Annotated in this window: 15 protein-coding genes; 5 read left to right on the forward strand and 10 right to left on the reverse strand. The window is 62.2% G+C overall.

Features of this window, described 5'->3' with window-relative positions:
* Window positions 1-89 precede the first annotated feature (89 nt).
* Both P3T17_RS22445 and P3T17_RS22450 read right to left on the reverse strand, forming a co-directional pair.
* Window positions 90-2,183, reverse strand: coding sequence for a phosphocholine-specific phospholipase C (locus P3T17_RS22445; RefSeq protein WP_429408938.1), 2,094 nt, complete (start codon window positions 2,181-2,183; stop codon window positions 90-92).
* A gap of 278 nt (window positions 2,184-2,461) precedes the next feature.
* On the reverse strand, window positions 2,462-2,716 hold the full coding sequence (locus P3T17_RS22450) for a hypothetical protein (protein WP_429408939.1): 255 nt from the start codon (window positions 2,714-2,716) through the stop codon (window positions 2,462-2,464).
* A 941-nt stretch (window positions 2,717-3,657) separates the two neighbouring features.
* Here P3T17_RS22450 and bamA point away from each other — a divergent pair.
* Entirely contained in the window at window positions 3,658-5,973 is a 2,316-nt protein-coding gene (gene bamA / locus P3T17_RS22455; RefSeq protein ID WP_429408941.1) for an outer membrane protein assembly factor BamA, read from the forward strand.
* 327 nt (window positions 5,974-6,300) lie between these two features.
* On the opposite strand, the gene P3T17_RS22460 is transcribed toward bamA, so the two are convergent.
* Window positions 6,301-7,962: a tannase/feruloyl esterase family alpha/beta hydrolase gene (locus P3T17_RS22460; RefSeq protein WP_429409145.1), complete on the reverse strand. Its 1,662-nt coding sequence runs from the start codon at window positions 7,960-7,962 to the stop codon at window positions 6,301-6,303.
* Between the two features lie 393 nt (window positions 7,963-8,355).
* On the opposite strand from P3T17_RS22460, the gene cobU reads away from it, so the two are divergent.
* Genes cobU through P3T17_RS22475 form a run of 3 tightly spaced genes read left to right on the forward strand, consistent with a single transcriptional unit; the run spans window position 8,356 to window position 10,758 of the window.
* The gene (gene cobU, locus P3T17_RS22465; RefSeq protein WP_429408942.1) at window positions 8,356-8,904 is read left to right on the forward strand and encodes a bifunctional adenosylcobinamide kinase/adenosylcobinamide-phosphate guanylyltransferase; all 549 of its coding nucleotides are present in this window, start codon (window positions 8,356-8,358) and stop codon (window positions 8,902-8,904) included.
* A 2-nt stretch (window positions 8,905-8,906) separates the two neighbouring features.
* On the forward strand, window positions 8,907-9,842 hold the full coding sequence (gene cbiB, locus P3T17_RS22470) for an adenosylcobinamide-phosphate synthase CbiB (RefSeq protein ID WP_074267817.1): 936 nt from the start codon (window positions 8,907-8,909) through the stop codon (window positions 9,840-9,842).
* On the forward strand, window positions 9,835-10,758 hold the full coding sequence (locus tag P3T17_RS22475; protein WP_429408943.1) for a cobalamin-binding protein: 924 nt from the start codon (window positions 9,835-9,837) through the stop codon (window positions 10,756-10,758). The genes cbiB and P3T17_RS22475 overlap by 8 nt, the downstream gene beginning before the upstream one ends.
* 57 nt (window positions 10,759-10,815) lie before the next feature.
* Here P3T17_RS22475 and cobC read toward each other — a convergent pair whose 3' ends face one another.
* Genes cobC through cobT form a run of 3 tightly spaced genes read right to left on the reverse strand, consistent with a single transcriptional unit; the run spans window position 10,816 to window position 13,238 of the window.
* Window positions 10,816-11,406, reverse strand: a complete 591-nt coding sequence (gene cobC / locus P3T17_RS22480) for an alpha-ribazole phosphatase (RefSeq protein WP_074267815.1) — start codon at window positions 11,404-11,406, stop codon at window positions 10,816-10,818.
* Window positions 11,391-12,161 (reverse strand): adenosylcobinamide-GDP ribazoletransferase, encoded by a 771-nt coding sequence (locus tag P3T17_RS22485; protein ID WP_074267814.1) that lies wholly within the window; start codon window positions 12,159-12,161, stop codon window positions 11,391-11,393. Before P3T17_RS22485 ends, cobC begins: the two co-directional genes overlap by 16 nt.
* A 24-nt stretch (window positions 12,162-12,185) precedes the next feature.
* Complete coding sequence (gene cobT, locus P3T17_RS22490; protein ID WP_429287914.1) at window positions 12,186-13,238, reverse strand: nicotinate-nucleotide--dimethylbenzimidazole phosphoribosyltransferase; 1,053 nt, start codon at window positions 13,236-13,238, stop codon at window positions 12,186-12,188.
* Between the two features lie 256 nt (window positions 13,239-13,494).
* On the opposite strand from cobT, the gene bluB reads away from it, so the two are divergent.
* Window positions 13,495-14,229 carry a 5,6-dimethylbenzimidazole synthase gene (gene bluB, locus P3T17_RS22495; protein ID WP_074267812.1) on the forward strand — a complete coding sequence of 245 codons (735 nt, stop codon included), beginning with the start codon at window positions 13,495-13,497 and terminating at the stop codon, window positions 14,227-14,229.
* Here the strand turns inward: bluB and cobM are convergent.
* From cobM to cbiE, 4 genes are read right to left on the reverse strand one after another with little or no spacing between them, the layout of a single operon-like run.
* Window positions 14,157-14,900 (reverse strand): precorrin-4 C(11)-methyltransferase, encoded by a 744-nt coding sequence (gene cobM, locus P3T17_RS22500; protein WP_074267811.1) that lies wholly within the window; start codon window positions 14,898-14,900, stop codon window positions 14,157-14,159. The two genes, bluB and cobM, sit on opposite strands and share 73 nt — an antisense overlap.
* A 40-nt stretch (window positions 14,901-14,940) precedes the next feature.
* A complete protein-coding gene (locus tag P3T17_RS22505) occupies window positions 14,941-15,678 on the reverse strand; it encodes a cobalt-precorrin-6A reductase (RefSeq protein WP_429408944.1) in 738 nt (245 codons plus the stop codon).
* Window positions 15,675-16,775 (reverse strand): cobalt-precorrin-5B (C(1))-methyltransferase, encoded by a 1,101-nt coding sequence (locus P3T17_RS22510; protein WP_429408945.1) that lies wholly within the window; start codon window positions 16,773-16,775, stop codon window positions 15,675-15,677. Before P3T17_RS22510 ends, P3T17_RS22505 begins: the two co-directional genes overlap by 4 nt.
* Window positions 16,768-18,009 (reverse strand): precorrin-6y C5,15-methyltransferase (decarboxylating) subunit CbiE, encoded by a 1,242-nt coding sequence (gene cbiE, locus P3T17_RS22515; protein ID WP_429408946.1) that lies wholly within the window; start codon window positions 18,007-18,009, stop codon window positions 16,768-16,770. The genes P3T17_RS22510 and cbiE overlap by 8 nt, the downstream gene beginning before the upstream one ends.
* Window positions 18,010-18,207: the final 198 nt, after the last annotated feature.

Here is an 18,207-nt window from a genome sequence, read left to right on the forward strand (position 1 = left end):
AGCGGAAAAATAAAACCATGAGCGGCCGTACCGGCCCGCTCATGGTTCATGTGGCAGAGTCATAGACCGCTGCCATCAGCGACTCAACATCACCCTCCAAGCGCTGGATCCGATACGCTGTCACGCCCGGTTTCTACGTGACCGGCAATGCGCCACAGGGCATTCGGATCCGCGTTGACCGTCACTGTCAGGTCGTACCAGCCGAATGAATTTCGCAGATCAATCATCAGAACGCTGACATCACCGCCACGCACGCTGAGATCGCCGCTCATCGGCGAGTTGTAGGCACTCTCGACATTGAAAACGGACCTCTCTTTACCAGGGTTTGTCAGACGCAGTTGCAGATTGCCGTTTGCGACATCGTAGCCGTCGGCAATCTGAAACGCTGTTTGTTGCTCCCCTGTAGCGTTTGCTTTGCCCACAAAGCGGCGCAGATAGCCGTTGGGTCCAAACACGGAAAAGTCGTAGCTCCCTCCCGGAGCGAGCATCAACTCGTCCGAAAGATCCTTACCTGCTTCAACCGTATAGCTGCGCGGCAGATCCGTCGCATTACCCGAATAGACCTGGAAGTTGACACCCGCGCGCCCCGTGTTCGTCATGTGCAAACGGAACGCGTTGCCTTGCCCGCTCACGCCGCCGCGAACGAAAAACTCGTACGGCAGTGCGCGTGCCGGTCGTACACCAGATTCCTGTTTCGGCAGCGACTGACTGCTCGGCACGACAGGTACCACATCCGGATGACGGTTCTTGTCCGCTGGAAACGAGGTGGGTGGCAGTTGCGGGAAGCCGTCGTTAGGGTTCCTGAAGTTGAAAATCGATGTCAGGTCTCCGCAGACCGTGCGGCGCCATGCCGTGATGTTCGGCTCCTCCAGGCTGTTACCGTGCCCAAAACGCTTCTGGATAAACCGGATGATCGATGTGTGATCGAAGACTTCCGAGCACACGTAACCACCCTTTGACCATGGCGAGATGGCAATCATCGGTACGCGTGGCCCAAGACCGTAGGGACCAGGTTGATTGCCGCTCGAACCCGCGAAAAACTCGTTCGCTGTGGAGACGGTAGAAAGGCCTGTTGCAGGCGTGGAAGACGCATACGGCGGCGGCATGTGATCGAACAGGCCGTCGTTCTCGTCGTAGGTCAAAAGCAGTACCGTCTTGCTCCATACTTCCGGATTGGACGTAAGTGCCTGAAGGACCTGGTCGACATACCACGCGCCGTAGTTCGGCGGCCAGTTGCCGTGTTCCGAAAACGCTTCCGGGGCCACGATGTACGAAACCTGCGGCAACGTATTGTTTTGCACGTCCTTTCTGAGTATGTCGAAGTAGGTCCCGCTCACTTCGACTTGTGTACCCGTGCGTGCCTTTTCGAACAACGGACTGCCGGGTTGCGCGTTCTGATATTGCTTGAAGAACAGAAGCGAGGTATCTCCGAAGTTGCCGATGAAGGGGTTCTCGTCGTCGCCCCAGCCGGTCGACGGATTCAGACCGGAACCCATGTCCTGGTAGACCTTCCACGATATGCCGGCAGCCTCAAGCTTTTCCGGGAACGTGCTCCATGAGTAACCAGCCTCGGCGTTATCGATCACGGGGCCGCCGCCGGTTCCGTCGTTGCCTACCCAGCCCGTCCACATGTAGTAGCGGTTCGGGTCGGTCGGCGTCATGGCCGCGCAATGATAGGCGTCGCAAATCGTAAATGAGTCAGCCAGCTGATAGTGAAACGGGATGTCCTCGCGCGTCAGATGGAACATCGTCGTCGTGCCCTTGACCGGCACCCACTGGTCGTAGCGGCCGCTGTTCCATGCCGCATGCGTGCCAGGCCAGCTGTGGTCCAGATCCTGCACGAACTGCAGACCGAGGTTCGGAAGATTGGGGCGGAAAGGCAAGACATAACCATCCGCGTTGTTGGCGGGCTGGAAGAATACAGACTTGCCGGTAGTCAGTGGAATCGGACGTGTGTCGCCGAAGCCGCGCACGCCGCGCAGTGACCCGAAGTAGTTATCGAAAGAACGATTTTCTTGCATGAAGACAACAATGTGCTGTACGTCTTCGATCGTGCCGGTCGCATTGTGCGCAGGTATCGCCAGTGCACTGCGGATACCCATAGGTACTGCACCCAGTGCGGTGGCCGCACCGGCCGCTTGCGCAGCGGCCCGCAGGAAATCACGTCGACTGTTTGATGTCATGTTCGCTGTTTATCTGCCGTTTATTGAGGGAGACGACGTCCAGTGAAACCAGAAGATAAGGACTCCTGGATTCACGGCACGCGCTACAGGGAGACAACTGTTAACTCACAACCGGGGAAGGCACCCGCAAGAATGAGCTTCGAACATGACCGAGATGTGGCAATTGCTTTGAGAATGAGGCGATATGTGGCAACGTGACGGCAGCCGTGATCGTCAACGATCATGGCTGCCGTGTTCAAACTCTTAAGAGTAGCCGGCGACCCTGTACAAGGCGCGCTTCAAGAACCTATGAAGTAGGTCCGCACATTGTGCTCTTCGACCCAGATCTGGAGGTCGAACATAGTGCGAAAATCAATGGGCACTCCGCGGTAAATGCAACAGAAGCCATGCGCCGTCCGGTACGCAATCACCCACTCGCATTCCATTTCCGGCATGGACTGCGCTCCGGCTCCGGATGAACGTTTCAGTGCATTCAGGTGAAAGAGCTTGCTCATGCGCTTGCGGACAACATCCACCCCACGTGCCAGTTTCAATTGACGCTCCTTCCCCTCTCCTGCCAATGCACTGCATCGAAAACGTGCGGCACAGCTGGTCGCACCAACCTCTATTTTCCGTGGCCGCCACCCGCGCCACTTCCGGCGCCTCCGCCGTGCCCCATGCCTGCGCTGTGAGCTCCGTCGCCGTTAAAAGTGGCGGCTCCGCCAGTACTGTGGACGCTCGGGGTACCGTGAATGCCATTGTTCCCGTGGGAATCGTTGTCGCCGTGAGGCAACCGGTCGGGTCGGTGGTCTACGTGACCGCCGCCGCCCATCGGAGGACATTGGTTAAGAGAACCGTCTGCGAGAGTGGGGGTGCAATTCTGGGCAAACACGACACCCGGGGAAACGAGAGGCGCAGCCAGACCGGCCCAAAGCGTCAACATCACGATTGATTTGGACATCATGTCTCCATTCCTTATCGGCACAACGATCTCTGTATAACGAACGGCGACCCTCGAATATTCCATGAAAATTTCGCACCTCGGGTGCTTCCTGTCATTGACCTGTTCGCTTTCGAGGTGGAGCGTTTGTAAGGTATGACTTTATTTTTCACGCGCTGGAATATTCGCGATCCTGGTTCCGTTTCTCCACCCATGACGCCGCCCCGGTTCGCGTCACTCATTGGATCAATGCTCTTGCCGTCCTTTTGATGAGGGCAAGCGACTGGTGACGTTCTTCGTCGAGCACATTGCGATCGTCATGCTCGTGCCGTGTTCGGCTCTTGTGATGTTTCGTGGACGATAGACATGGACATTCGTGAACGGACAGGAGGTGCTTGCACAAGTCAAAGATCTCGTCCAGGGCAACGACGTCTCGGACTTCAGATTGAAATAGAACAACGGGTCGCTCTTCCCTCCGCACCTCGCGAGTCGTCCATTGGACTTCACGTGGCAGCGGTTTTCGTGTCTGCGTGGATTTCTTTTCGCTCACTCTGTATGAAAGTAAAAATCTTGTTGTCCCGCTGCGTGAGGGCATTGACCCTCGTTGGTTTAAGCGCGTCAACAATGTCGGCGAATGCCGCTGACTCATTCGTGGTTCGCGACATCCGGCTCGAAGGCTTGCAACGCGTCGAGCCAAACACAGTCTTCTCCTATCTGCCCATCAAACGGGGCGACATCTTCACTGGCGACAAGGCGTCCGCTGCGATCCGCGCGCTGTACGCAACGGGCTTCTTCAACGATGTCAGGATTTCGGCCGAAGGCGATGTCATCGTCGTGCAGGTCGAGGAACGCCCTGCCATCGGCACGATCGATTTCTCGGGCCTCCACGAATTCGACAAGGACAACTTGAACAAGGCGCTGAACTCGGTCGGCTTGTCGCTGGGCCGCTATTACGACAAGTCGCTGGTCGACCGCGCCGAGCAGGAGCTCAAACGCCAGTACCTGACGCACGGCTACTACGCAGCCGAAGTCACGACCACGGTCACGCCGATCGACCGCGATCGCGTCGGCCTGCTGTTCTCGGTGATCGAAGGTCCGAGCGCGAAGATCCGCCAGGTCAACTTCATCGGCAACAAGGTGTTCAGCGACGGCACGCTGCACGACGAAATGCAGCAGTCCACGCCAAACTGGTTCTCGTGGTACTCCAAGAACGACCTGTACTCGAAAGACAAGCTGACCACCGACCTCGAGAACCTGCGCTCGTATTACCTCGACCGCGGCTACCTCGAGTTCAATATCGATTCGACCCAGGTCTCGCTGTCGCCAGACAGGAAAGACATGTACCTGACGCTCACCCTGCATGAGGGCGAGCCATACACGATTTCGGGCATCCATCTGGCCGGCAATCTGCTGGACCGCGAGGCAGAGCTTTCGAAGCTGGTCAAGATCAAGGCGGGCGACCGATTTTCCGCTGCAAAGCTGAAGGCTGCCACGAAGGCTGTGGTCGACAAGCTCGGTGAATACGGTTATGCGTTCGCAACCGTGAACGCGGAGCCGCAGATCGACCAGCAACACCATACGGTCAACCTGACACTGCAAGTGGATCCGAGCCGCCGCGTATACGTGCGGAACATCAACATCGTGGGCAACACCCGCACACGCGACGAAGTGATCCGCCGCGAAATGCGTCAGCTCGAAAGCTCGTGGTTCGATTCGAGTCGCCTTGCACTGTCGAAAGACCGGATCAACCGTCTCGGCTACTTCACGGATGTCGACGTCACCACCGTGCCAGTCGAAGGCACCGCCGACGAAGTCGATATTGCCGTCAAGGTGACGGAAAAGCCAACCGGCTCGGTGACGCTGGGGCTTGGCTACGGCTCTGGCGAAGGCCCGATCATCTCAGCGGGCGTGTCGCAGGACAACGTGTTCGGTTCGGGCACGAGCCTCGCGGTGAACGTGAATACCGCAACGACGTTCCGTACGCTGACGGTCACACAGGTCGACCCGTACTTCACGGTGGACGGCATCAAGCGTATTACCGACGTCTACTACCGCACCAGCGAACCACTCGTTTTCTCCAGCGTTAACGACACAAGCTTTCGCATCATTACGGTCGGCGCGGACCTGAAGTTCGGCATCCCGTTCTCCGAAGCCGACATGGTGTACTTCGGTCTCGGCATCGAGCAGAACCGTCTCGACGTCGACTCGACCACACCGCAAAGCTACATTGACTATGTCAACTCCTTCGGCCGCGTGTCGAACAACGTGCCGCTGACGATCGGCTGGTCGCGCGACAATCGCGACAGCGCGCTGGTGCCGAGCCGCGGTTACTTCACGCAGGCGAACGCAGAATACGGCTCGCCTCTGGGCAGTACACCTTACTATAAGGCCGACCTTCAGGCGCAGTACTACTACTCGTTTTCGAAAGGCTTCGTACTGGGTCTGAACTTCCAGGGTGGTTACGGTAACGGTCTCGACGGCAAGCCGTTCCCGATCTTCAAGAACTACTACGCCGGCGGTATCGGTTCGGTGCGCGGCTACGAGCCGAGCTCGCTGGGTCCGCGCGATGCGACCACGGGCGATCCGATCGGCGGCTCGAAGCTGCTGGTCGGCAACATCGAACTGACCTTCCCGCTGCCAGGTACCGGCTACGATCGCACGCTGCGCGTATTCTCATTCTTCGATGGCGGCAACGTCTGGGGCAACGAAGGCAACAGCACCGGCGCGAACGGTCTGCGTTATGCGTACGGTGCGGGTCTCGCGTGGATCTCGCCGATCGGGCCACTCAAGCTCAGCCTTGGCTTCCCGCTCGTCAAGCACGCCGGCGACCAGTACCAGAAATTCCAGTTCCAGATTGGGACGGCATTCTAGGCTGGCTGCGGTCGTTACACATAGACCGCTTTAAGATCGGGGGCGCACGGGACGACGATGAAAGATATCGGAATGCCCGGAAGCCTTGATCGGCGGAAGGCAGCCGATTTCAACGGTTGCCCGCGAAGCGCCGCAAGGTTTGACTCCCGCTCTGCGTTGCCTTAGCACGGTCTACCTATCGTCCTACCCAAACGGGTTTGGCTCTGCTCATGGCAGGAGTGCCCGCTTCGGATGCATAGGTCGCAATGCGGCAGTGTGAAGGATCACGGCACGATACACGCCATGTCTTGCCATTCGCGGTTCGTCCGGCGCCGCCTTCACGCCCTTTCATTCAACGCACTTGAACGAAGCAGCGAGATTGACGTCGCCGCTCTGGTACCGCGGCCATTTGGGGAAATCACACAGCGGTCGCGTGCGCCCGGAAACGCCCGCAGTATCGGTCGTTACCTGGTCCACCGGCGCCCTGCCTTTTTCCACCCATTGCTCAAGTGCCGACAACGAATCCCACGTTGCATTGAAAGTACTGCTTACCGCGTGGCCCAGGCCGGGAATCTCATAGAAACGCACGAACGAATCGACCTGATCGATGCCGAACTGCGCCTGAAGCCGCCGATAGTATTCCTCAGTGGCGCGCGTACTGACCAGGACGTCAGCTATGCCATGCACGAGCAGAAGTTTCCCGCCACGTGCCCGGAAAGCGGAAATATCGGTGCTCGCATCGAGCTCTTCACTCAGCTGATTGATACGGTTGGCCCACACACCCGGCTGCTCCGGATCGAGTGCCAGCGAGTCGAAGCTGGGGTCGCGCGTAACGGAGTATTTGAACCACTGGTCGGTCAGGACGCTGACGTACGGTGCTGTCAGGGGCATCGGATTCGCCGGCTGGGAGGTTCCGAATGCGAGGAACGTGACCTCGGGCTCTATGGGTGAAGTACGGGTCGTTATGCCAAGATCGGCGCCCCAGACGTTGTAGCCGGGGTACTCTGTCTCACCATCGGCGAGCTGGAAACGCAAGTAGGTTGGCGTATTGATTGTCTTCAAGGCCTCGATCTGCGCGTCCGACAGGCAATTGTCACCGGTGTCCGCCCCTTTCGGGCAGCGCAACGGAGCACCGTGAAGGGTAGCGGTTGATGGATCGAAGCGCGCGTTGCATTCCTGCTGATTGCTGATCAGGCCATCGACAACGCCATCAAGCGCATCGCAGGCCTCCATCGCAGCATCGTACACGGCCTCCCTTTTCCCCGTGGAAAGGTAGGCATCAGGTTTCGCCAGCGCGCGATTCATACGCTGACCTGCTAGCAGTGCTGCTGCGTCGTTCCATGCCGGGTACCATGCGATCGCGCCGTCCCAGTCCGACGGCCAGCGCTGGATTGCCGTCACGGCTTCCCTTCCGCCAGTCGAATCGCCTGCGAAATAGGCCTTGCGAGGAGCATGCGCGTAGCGAGCCTTGATAATCGCAAACGCCGCATCGCGCGTCTTCTTGATCGCGTCGCCGCCGAAATTCCTCACTGCCTCGTCGCTCAAGCCGAAACTCCCGTCCTGGGAAGCCAGCGCATTCGCCTGATGGCCGGAGTCGCTCGCGAACGTCGCGTAGCCACGACCGAGCGGCACGAGTTTGTCGACAGGGCCGTTGGGCACATTGCCTGTGACATCAGGGATGGTCCCGTCAAAGCCTCCACCGCCGAACATGACGACCTTGTCGTTCCATTGCGCAGGCAATGCAACCTCGAAGTCGATATCGGGCGCCGATCTGTCGACAGGCGAGATCTTGCCCGTCACCTCACAGTAGTCGGGCAACGCCGCTGAACCGCTGCCACTGGCGGCGACCTCTTTGACCGCAGTTACGCTCGCGCCAGACGTTGGCAAGCCGATCTCGGAGGCAGGCACAACAAAACCCTGGAGGCGTTCGCACGCACCTGAGCGGGCTGCAGGCAAGGTCGCGCCAATGCCGCAGGTCGAGGCCGCCGAGGCGACGACGAGCGTGATCATGCGCGCGACGCTCGAGCTACGAGAATGAATGTGCACGGTGATGTCTCCGTCAGATTTGATGTTCTATGTCGCGCGAGCAGATCCACGATCACCAGTCGCAGATGATGTCCTCGATCTACCGATTTGATGTTAGTCACAGGACGGGAGTGAAGCGAGGTCAGTTTCGGACAAAAAAGTGTTCCCTGAGGACATCGGTACCGTCGACTGGCAATAGCACGTTGGCGTTTCGTCAGGCGTCCATGGCTTACGGCAGACCGCACTGTCCTGTTCTGTCCGTTGGCCCGACGAAAGGTGGCCCGCCCGTCTCGCCAAGATAACGATCGTCATCGCAATAGCAGACCATGCCGGTTGTTCAAAGTGACCTTTGACCCGTCGAAACGCTACAATCAGGCAATGATTCCTCACGATCTAACATTCGTTCTCGGCGGTGCCCGCTCGGGCAAGAGCGTGCACGCCGAGCAACTCGCAATCAACAGCTTGCGGCCCGTCACGTACATCGCAACCGCGCAACGCGCAGGCGACGAGGAATTCGCCGCCCGCATCGCCCATCATCGCGCGCGGCGGCCGGCGCACTGGCAGTTGCTCGAGGCCTCGGTGGACCTCGCCGGCGCCGTCGCGCAAACCGATGCGCCCGGCCACTGCATCCTGATCGACTGCCTGACCCTGTGGCTCGTCAATCTGCTGTGCCCGCCGGATGGCACCGAGCCCCGCGACGATTACCTCGCACGTGTCGCCGCGTTCGAGGCCGTGCTCGGCTCGGCCAAAGGCACGATCATCGTCGTCAGCAACGAGATCGGCCTGGGGGTCGTGCCGCTGGGCGCGGCGACGCGTCTCTATGTCGATGAACTCGGACGTCTCAACCAGCGCGTCGCTGCCTTGAGCACCCAGGTCACGATGATGGTCGCGGGCCTGCCGCTCGCACTCAAGACCGCGGCCCGCTAACGATGCTGTCGCTCCCCCTGATCGCCACGCTGGCCACCGCCGGCGTCTGCGTAGATCGCTGGCTCGGCGAACCCGGCACCGCACATCCGCTGGTAGGCTTTGGCAAGTTCGCCATGGGTATCGAAGCGCGCCTGAACACCGGGCGGCACGGGCGGCTCTTCGGCATTCTCGCCTGGGCGCTTGCAGTGCTGCCTCCGGTGCTGATCGCCGTATGGCTGGTCACCGTGCTGCCGTTCATGCTGACTTGCGCGGTGCACGTCCTGCTGCTGTGGTTCGCGCTCGGCGCCCGGAGCCTCAACGATCACATTGCGCCAATCGCCCGCGCGCTCGCTCAGCACGACCTCGCCGAAGCGCGACGACTGACCGCGCGCATCGTCTCACGCGAAACCGCGCATGCGGACGAGTCGGCACTTGCGCGTGCCGCCGTCGAATCGGCCCTCGAAAACGGCAACGACGCAATCTTCGGCGCACTGTTCTGGTTCGCCGTCGGCGGCGGTCCGGGGGCGCTCGCATTTCGCCTGGCCAATACGCTCGACGCCATGTGGGGTTACCGCACGCCGCGTTATCTGCGTTTCGGCTGGGCCGCCGCGCGCATCGACGACGTGCTGAACTGGATTCCTGCGCGCCTGACTGCCGCAAGCTATGCGCTGCTCGGCGACACGCGCACCGCGTGGCGCTGCTGGCGCGAGCAGGCGCCGCGCTGGGACAGTCCCAATGCGGGACCGGTCATGGCGTCGGGGGCAGGCAGCCTCAACGTGCTGCTCGGCGGAGCCGCCGTGTATCACGGCACCATCGAAGCACGCCCGACGCTCGGCGCGGGGCAAGCTGCCGGCACTGCGCATATAGGCGCTGCGCTGCGACTGGTCGAACGCACGGTGATACTGTGGCTCGCGCTGCTGATCGTACTCGCCTTGATGAGCGTGCCGTTTCATGGCTAATTCACGCTCCGCCTCGTTTGCCTGCGCAGTTCTTGTCGCCTGCGCTTTCGCATCACGCGCGCACGCAACCGTCAGCGCAACCGACGACACCGGCGCCACCGTCTCGCTTGCCGCTCCGGCCCAACGCGTGATCAGCCTCGCACCGCACGTGACCGAACTGATCTACGCAGCGGGCGGCGGCGCGAAACTGGTGGGCACGGTGTCGTACAGCGACTACCCGCCCTCAGCGCAAAAGGTGCCGCGTGTCGGCGACAACAAGGCGCTCGACCTCGAACGCATCGTCGCGCTGAAACCCGATCTGATCGTCGTCTGGCGGCACGGCAACGCGCAGGCCCAGCTCGAGCGCCTGCGCGAACTACATATACCGCTTTTCTTCAGCGAACCGCATCAACTCAATGACGTCGCAGTGACCCTCACCCGGCTCGGCAGCTTGCTGGGCACGTCGGGCACTGCAGATGCAGCAGCAAGCGCGTACCGCGCGGACATCGAACGCCTACGCGCCCGCTATGCGAACCGTCCACCCGTCAGCGTGTTCTATGAGGTCTGGGATCAACCGCTAATGACGCTCAACGGTACGCATATGATCAGCGACGTGATTACGCTATGCGGTGGCCGCAATGTGTTTGCGCAACTCGCGCCGCTGGTGCCGACGGTGTCGACCGAGGCGGTAATCGCGGCCAACCCGGAAGCGATTGTGACTGCCTCGGCAGGCGCAACGAAGCCTGACGCCCCGTTGGCAAAACTGGACTCATGGCACACCTGGCCGAGCCTCACAGCGGTGGCGCGCAACAACCTGTTCGCGATCGACGGCGATCTGATCGATCGTCCTGCGCCTCGCATTGCACAAGGCGCCGAGCAGCTTTGCGAGGATCTGGAGGTAGCGCGCTCACGCAGGCCAGCAGCGGGCGAACAGTGAGACGGGTGCGGCGCAATGGCCTCAGGAGCGGCCCGACCAGGCGACAACGCTAACCACTCAAGCATTCCACCGCACCAGCGACCAAAGCAGCCGCTCGTCGTCACGCCGCAGCCAGACTACCCCGGACGTAGCGAGTGACCATTGAGTGGAACGCTCCACCGGCACACCGAGCACCAGCGAGGCGATCGCCCGTATCACGCCGGCATGCGTGACGACATAGGCCGGCGAACATTCGCGGGTCTGTCCGAACGCATCGAGCCACGCCTGCACCCGCGCGACAAACTGCGCGACGCTCTCGCCCCCGTGCGCACGGGCGTGCTCGAAGTTAGCCGCCCAGTCATCGAGCGCTGCCCTGTCGATTGCATCCCAGCGTTGTTGCTCCCACGCGCCGAAATTCATTTCCTTCAGGCGTTCGTCGACACTGTGCGCGCAACCGAAATCCCCCGCCAACGCCGCGGCAACCGACGCGCACCGTAGCAGCGGACTGGACAGCAGTACCCGCGGCGGGGGCACCTGCAAGGTGGCAAGATGCACCGCCAGCGCAGCGGCAGATGCCGTCGGATCGTCGGCAAGCGCGACGTCGCTATGGCCGTAACACACGCCTGCATCGACGGCGACGGCCGGGTGACGAATCAGGACGATATCCATGCCGATGTCCAGGCGATTGCCGCCAGATAGATGGCCAGTTCGAAAATCTGCTGCGCAAAGCCGAGGCAATCCCCGGTATAGCCGCCAATGCGTCTGACGAAATAACGACCCATGGCCACACGCAGCACCGCCAGCATCACAAGCGCCATACAACCGAAGCGCCAATCCGGCCAGAACAGCGCCGGCAATCCAAACAGCGCCGCTACGGCGAGCGCTACGCCGCTCAAGCGCTGCGCAACCGGCTTCGCCTTGCCTTCCGCGCGCACGTAATCGAGTGTCGCCAGATAGCTGATCGCACAGGTACGGCTCGCGGCGTGCGCTGCAACCATCAGACCTGCGACACGCAGCGGCGGCACCGCCGCGAGCGTTTGCCACTTCAAGGCGAGTGCAATCATCAGCGCAATCGCGCCGAACGCGCCTATCCTCGAATCATGCATGATGCGCAGCACATCCTCTCGAGTATAGCCGCCGCCGAACGCATCGCAGCAGTCCGCCAAACCGTCCTCGTGGAAAGCGCCTGTGACGAGCAAGGTCGATGCCATCGACAGCAGCACGGCCACACCGGGCGGAAACACATGCAACGCCACTAGATAGACAAGCGCACCGAGCCCGCCCACCAGCACGCCGACAAGCGGGAAATAACGCGCAGCCGCATTGAGATAGTGCGGCTCATAGCCGACCCAGCGCGGCACCGGCACGCGCGTGAAGTAGCCTAGCGCCGTAAAGAAGTAGCGCAACTCCATGAGCGGCTTCATCAGCGTGCGGAGCCGGCTAACCGCTCAGGCATCGCGGTCCGCGACACCGGCCGACTCGAAACTCGCCATTTCATTGAGAAACGCCACTGCGGCGCGCAGCAAGGGCACGGCGAGTGCCGCGCCGGTGCCTTCGCCGAGCCGCATGTCCAGCGCAAGCAACGGGATGCCGCCAAAGTGGTCGAGCATGCGCCGATGCCCGGCTTCGTTCGAGGCATGCGCAAACACGCAGTAGTCGCGTACGTTGGGCTCCAACGCGTCGGCCACCAGCAGCGCGGAGGTCGCGATGAAGCCGTCGACGAGAATCGTCATACGCGCTTCGGCCGCGGCGAGACAGGCGCCGGCCATCATCGCGATTTCGAAGCCGCCGAAGGTTGCAAGCACAACCAGCGGATCTTCACTCGGCGCATGATGCGCCAGCGCCGAGGTCAGCACATTGCGCTTTTTCGCGAGGCCCGCGTTGTCGAGCCCGGTACCGCGACCGACGCACTCGTCGATCGGCACGCCGCACAGGCGGCTCATCAGACACGCTGCCGCCGAGGTATTGGCAATCCCCATCTCGCCGAAACCGATCACGTTGGTGCCGAGCGACGCGTGGTGACGGACGCGTTCTGCTCCGGCACGCATCGCTGCGAGCGCCTGATCGCGCGTCATCGCAGGTTCATGGGCGAAGTTGCGCGTGCCAGCGCCAACCGGAATATCGACAAGACCCTCCGTAGTCGGCAACGGCGTCGCGACGCCTGCATTGACCACTTCGAGCGCAATGCCGGCCACGCGGCTGAGCGCGTTAATCGCAGCGCCGCCTGCCAGGAAGTTCGCCACCATCTGCGCGGTCACGGCTTGCGGATAAGGGCTCACCCCTTCCTGTGCGATGCCATGGTCGCCGGCAAACACGATCATGGCCGGGCGCTGTACCGTGGGATGCGTCGTTTTCTGGATCAGGCCCATCTGCCGAGCCAGCGTTTCGAGCCGCCCCAGGCTGCCGGGCGGCTTGGTCTTCGTGTCGATCAGGTGTTGCAGCGTGCCGAGCAGCGTCTGGTCGAGCGGTTCGACCACAGGTAAGGCGAGTGACGACATCATAGACGTTCGTAATAGATAAGGTTCTGTTCGTTATTTCTTTTTCTTTCTTCTAGCGGACGCACTGAGACAGAAATTCATCGCTTCAGTGACTGTGGACGTTCTGCTGCCCCCGGGGCCGACGAGACAGTTGATTCCCGCGGAAAGGTTACCACGCCAGGTGTTTGATACCCCGGAAGTTTGTGGCTTCGACGATGCCTGGAGGGTCACCATGGCCAACCGGGCGCTAAAATGGCGTATTGCTCCAGGCGCCCAGGTTATGCATCAGTCCCCTCCTCCACCCCCCTCGGAAAACGTGCAGCGTGATGGCCACGCATTCAGCGACGCCGAGCGTGCCGCCGTCTATCGGGCAATCTACGAGCGACGTGACATGCGCCACTTCGTGTCCACGCCTGTCGACCCGGAGGTGCTGCAACGCCTGATCGAAGCGGCCCACCACGCGCCGAGCGTCGGCTATATGCAGCCTTGGCGCATCATCCGCATTAGCGATACCGGGCTACGATCCGAACTGCACGCAATTGTCGAACATGAGCGCCTGCGCACCGCCGACGCGCTCGACCAGCGCCGCGACGAATTCATGCAACTCAAGGTGGAGGGCATGCGCGAATGCGGCGAACTGCTGGTCGTCGCCCTGATGGATGGCCGGGAAAAGCATGTGTTCGGGCGTCGCACGCTGCCCGAAATGGACCTCGCCTCGGTGGCCTGTGCGATTCAGAACATGTGGCTGGCCGCACGCGCCGAAGGATTGGGCATGGGATGGGTCTCGCTGTTCGACACGGACGAAGTGCGCCGCGTACTCGGCATTCCGGCGGGCGCGAAGCCGGTCGCGATACTTTGCCTGGGCCACGTGCGGCAGTTCTATGCCGAACCCATGCTGGAAACTGAACGCTGGGCCCAACGGAAACCTCTCGCCGAGTGCGTCTACGAAAACGGTTGGCCGGAGGCCGCGCCATACAGCGTCGAGTCCAGAAAATCCTGCGATTCGAGCACCTGACCCACGAGAATCAGGGCAGTGCGCGACGCATCGGTAGGTTGCACCTTGCCCACTATGTCGCCCAACGTTCCGCGAATGATTTCCTGATCTGGCCAGCTCGCCCTGTACACCACGGCGATCGCACCGGCCGGACCGTAGAACGGCAGCAGTTCCTCAACGATACGCGCCAGATGCCGAACCCCAAGATGAATCGCGAGCGTCGCGCGGTGCCGTGCCAGATCGGCAAGCTGTTCGCCATCGGGCATTGCGGTCTTGCTGGCGTAGCGCGTCAGGATCAGCGTCTGCGAAACGCCGGGCAGCGTCAGCTCACAACCCAGCGCTGCGCTGCAGGCTGCCGTCGCCGTGACACCGGGGACGATTTCATAGGGAATATCGAGTGCGCGGAGCCGGCGGATCTGCTCGCCAATCGCACCGTACAAGGACGGATCGCCGGAATGCACACGCGCAACGTCGAGCCCGCGGCGATGTGCCTGCTCGAGCAAAGCTACGATGGCATCGAGGTCGAGCTCGGCGGTATTCACGACCTGCCCGGCGCGATGGCCCGCGATAACCGCCTCGGGCACCAGTGATCCCGCATAGAGAATCACCGGGCAAGTGCGCACCAGACGCTGCCCCTTGACCGTGATGAGTTCAGGGTCGCCGGGACCGGCACCGATAAAAAACACCGTCATAAACCGCTCCAAAAATTTTCTTGTCCGCTCGCACCGTCGGTCAGGGCGCCAGTGCGTCAGGCCAATCTTCCAAAGCACCGAGCAATGCGGCGCCGCTATCGAATACGCGTGCCGCCGCCGGCAGGTCCGGGCGCCTTAGCATCAGAACCGGCAAGCCACGCTCGCGAGCCACGTCGAGTTTGGCCTCCGTCGCGCGTCCGCCGCTATTCTTGCTGATCACCACGTCAATCGCCGCCTCTGCAAACAGCGCGCGTTCGCCTTCATGCGTGAAGGGGCCTCGTGCATCGATCACGCGCGCACGCGCGTTGCCCGCATGCGCATCGAGACAGCGCACCGTCCAGAATTGTTGCGGCGGAATCTCGTCGAGATGCGCGAGCGGCTCACGCCCGAGCGTGAACAGAGGACGGTGGAAGGCAGCGAGTAACTTGACCAACCCCGCCCAGTCGTCGGCCTCGCGCCAATCGTCGCCAGGCTGCGCAATCCAGCCTGGGCGACGTAGCGCCCAGCACGGTACCCCGGCCTCCCGGCTTGCCGCCGCGGCGTTCGCGCTGATTCGCGCAGCGTATGGATGGGTGGCGTCGATCAAAAGCGAAACATGCTGGTCAACCAGATAGCGCGCCAGACCTTCACTGCCTCCGAAACCTCCGACGCGGACCCGGCAGTGCAAATCCTCCGGCACCCGGCCGAGGCCTGCCAGACTGTAGATATGCTCGCCCGCGAGCCGGCGCGCCAGTTGCAGCGCGTCGCCTGTACCGCCGAGGACAAGGATGCGCATCATAAGGCAGACCCGACCAGATTCCCGACCCGATCGATCGCGAACATTTCGAGCGCCACGCCGGCCGGCGCAATCCCAACGGCCACATCGAGCGCACGCCGGCATACCGCATCGCCGAGCGGCACCGCCCGAGCGTGCGCCAGCGCTAGCGCCTCCTGACTCGTATTGGCGGCCCGCATCGACGCCTGCAGACTCGAATCGGCGCCCCACTCGCCGGCCCATTCGGCCAGCTGCGCGAGATCGATACTGGATACGCGGCTGTGCAGATCCAGATGGCCGGCAGCGAGCTTGCTGATCTTGCCGAAACCGCCGCACACGCTCAGGCGCTCGACCGGAGCGCGCCGCAGATGCTTGAGCACTGCTCCGACAAAGTCCCCCATCTCGATCAACGCGATCTCGGGCAGGCCGTAACGATGCCGCATCGCCTCCTCGCTTGCGTTACCCGTGCAGGCCGCCAGATGCCGATACCCGTTCGCACGAGCTACGTCGATACCTTGATGAATCGAGGCGATATAAGCCGAGCAGGAAAACGGCCGCACGATTCCCGTGGTGCCGAGAATCGACAGGCCGCCCACGATGCCGAGCCGCGGATTCATCGTCTTGAGCGCGAGCGCCTCGCCCCCCTCCACGCCGATCGTCACTTCGAAGCCACCGCTATAGCCGCAGGCAACAGCAAGTTCCGTCAGATGTTCGGTCATCATGCGGCGCGGCACCGGGTTGATTGCCGGCTCACCGACCGGCAGCGTCAACCCCGCTCGCGTGACCGTGCCCACACCTGGGCCGGCATGAAAACCCACCCCAGGTTCGGCCCTCAGACGCACGCGGGCGAACACCAGCGCGCCGTGCGTCACGTCGGGATCGTCGCCCGCGTCCTTGATCGTGCCAGCTTCAGCTTGCGTACCCGGCTCGACCCCAGCGAGCCGGCAAAAGGTCAGCCGCAAGGAGACGCGCTGCCCTTTGGGCAGCACGATTTCCGCCGCGTCACTCGTTTCCCCTGTCAACAGCAGCCGCGCCGCCGCCAGCGAAGTCGCGGTCGCGCAGCTGCCAGTGGTATATCCAGAGCGCAGGGGCGCAGACTGCTCGGGGGTTTCGTCACGCATACCGGTCTTCCCGCTTGCATACCTCGAGCAGCGTGACCGGCAGAGCCGGACGCCAGGTATCGAAGCGCCCAAGAGGCTCAGTTTCCGACAGGGCAATGCGCGTTAGCGTGCCCCCATGTTGCGCGTGCCAGGCCGACAGCGCCGCCTCGCCTTGCACCGTGACCGCATTCGCGACCAGACGTCCGCCCTCGCGCAAACGCGCCCAGCAGGTATCCAGCACACCCGGCCCGGTCACGCCGCCGCCAATAAAAACCGCGTCGGGAGTATCCAGACCCTCGAGTGCTGCGGGTGCCCGCCCGGCAACCAGTTGCAGCGTCGGCACACCGAGCGCTTCACGGTTGTACTCGATAAAAGCCTGCCGCTCAGGGTGGCTTTCGATCGCGATCGCGCGGCAATCCGGATGCGTACGCATCCATTCGATACCGATCGAACCGCTGCCCGCGCCGACATCCCAGAGTAGTTCGCCGGGCGCCGGCGCCAGACGTGCGAGCGTGATCGCGCGCATGTCGCGCTTCGTCAACTGGCCATCGTTTCGATATGCCTCGTCGGGCAAGCCGGGGGTCAGCGGCAAACGCAGGACCTGCCCATCCGCACGGCATTCGACGGCGATCAGGTTAAGTGCAGCGACCGTGCCGGCCGACCAGGCATCGGCACGCCCGTCGATACGCCGCTCGTGCACGCCGCCCAGATGTTCGAAGACGGTCATCCTGCTCGCGCCGTAACCGCGTGCCATCAACAGAGTGGTCAAGGCTGCCGGGGTGTCGCCATCTGCGCTCAGCACAAGCAGACATGCGCCGTCATGCATCACCGTATTGAGCGCGGCCAGCGGACGGCCGACCAGCGAAACCGTCTTGACCTGTTGCAAGGCCCAGCCCATACGCGCTGCGGCCAGAGACACAGATGAAGGCGCCGGCAGGACATGCAATTCCTCCGCTGGTAACTGGCGCGCCAGCACCGCGCCGACACCAAACAGCATCGGGTCCCCGCTCGCCAGCACGCAAACCGGTGTGCCACGCCGCGCGAGCACCGCCGAAAGATCGAACGGTTGAGGCCACGCTTCGCGCTGCGCCCGCAGACGTGGCGGCAGCATCGCCAGATGACGCGCACCGCCGTAGACAATGTGTGCGTCGAGCAGCGCACGGCGTGCCGGCCGGCCGAGTCCGGCGAAACCGTCTTCGCCAATCCCGACCACGGTCAACCAGGCTGGCCTTGGCCCAAATTCTTTTGCATGCATCGAGAGGTTCTGCGAACGCCTGAGCCGCACGGCCGCAGCGTCGTTTCAGATATCGAAAACAGGCATAATACAGCGCTTAGGCAGCCTTCCTTGCGGCCTTCTTTGCCCTGACACTGAGCGAACGCTGAGGCCCGCCCGCACAACACGCGAGCAGCGCCGCTCGCGCACGCGTGAAGTGATCCATGCATTTCCGGCCCT

Source organism: Paraburkholderia sp. GAS82, from assembly GCF_050436285.1.
Classification (GTDB): Bacteria; Pseudomonadota; Gammaproteobacteria; order Burkholderiales; family Burkholderiaceae; genus Paraburkholderia; species Paraburkholderia phenazinium_B.

Bases quoted from the DNA above. Each gene is read 5' to 3' on its own strand.
- P3T17_RS22445 (WP_429408938.1), bottom strand. From the start codon at position 2,183: ATGACATCAAACAGTCGACGTGATTTCCTGCGGGCCGCTGCGCAAGCG.
- bamA (WP_429408941.1), top strand. From the start codon at position 3,658: ATGAAAGTAAAAATCTTGTTGTCCCGCTGCGTGAGGGCATTGACCCTC.
- P3T17_RS22460 (WP_429409145.1), bottom strand. From the start codon at position 7,962: ATGATCACGCTCGTCGTCGCCTCGGCGGCCTCGACCTGCGGCATTGGC.
- cobU (WP_429408942.1), top strand. From the start codon at position 8,356: ATGATTCCTCACGATCTAACATTCGTTCTCGGCGGTGCCCGCTCGGGC.
- cbiB (WP_074267817.1), top strand. From the start codon at position 8,907: ATGCTGTCGCTCCCCCTGATCGCCACGCTGGCCACCGCCGGCGTCTGC.
- P3T17_RS22475 (WP_429408943.1), top strand. From the start codon at position 9,835: ATGGCTAATTCACGCTCCGCCTCGTTTGCCTGCGCAGTTCTTGTCGCC.
- cobC (WP_074267815.1), bottom strand. From the start codon at position 11,406: ATGGATATCGTCCTGATTCGTCACCCGGCCGTCGCCGTCGATGCAGGC.
- P3T17_RS22485 (WP_074267814.1), bottom strand. From the start codon at position 12,161: ATGAAGCCGCTCATGGAGTTGCGCTACTTCTTTACGGCGCTAGGCTAC.
- cobT (WP_429287914.1), bottom strand. From the start codon at position 13,238: ATGATGTCGTCACTCGCCTTACCTGTGGTCGAACCGCTCGACCAGACG.
- bluB (WP_074267812.1), top strand. From the start codon at position 13,495: ATGCATCAGTCCCCTCCTCCACCCCCCTCGGAAAACGTGCAGCGTGAT.
- cobM (WP_074267811.1), bottom strand. From the start codon at position 14,900: ATGACGGTGTTTTTTATCGGTGCCGGTCCCGGCGACCCTGAACTCATC.
- P3T17_RS22505 (WP_429408944.1), bottom strand. From the start codon at position 15,678: ATGATGCGCATCCTTGTCCTCGGCGGTACAGGCGACGCGCTGCAACTG.
- P3T17_RS22510 (WP_429408945.1), bottom strand. From the start codon at position 16,775: ATGCGTGACGAAACCCCCGAGCAGTCTGCGCCCCTGCGCTCTGGATAT.
- cbiE (WP_429408946.1), bottom strand. From the start codon at position 18,009: ATGCATGCAAAAGAATTTGGGCCAAGGCCAGCCTGGTTGACCGTGGTC.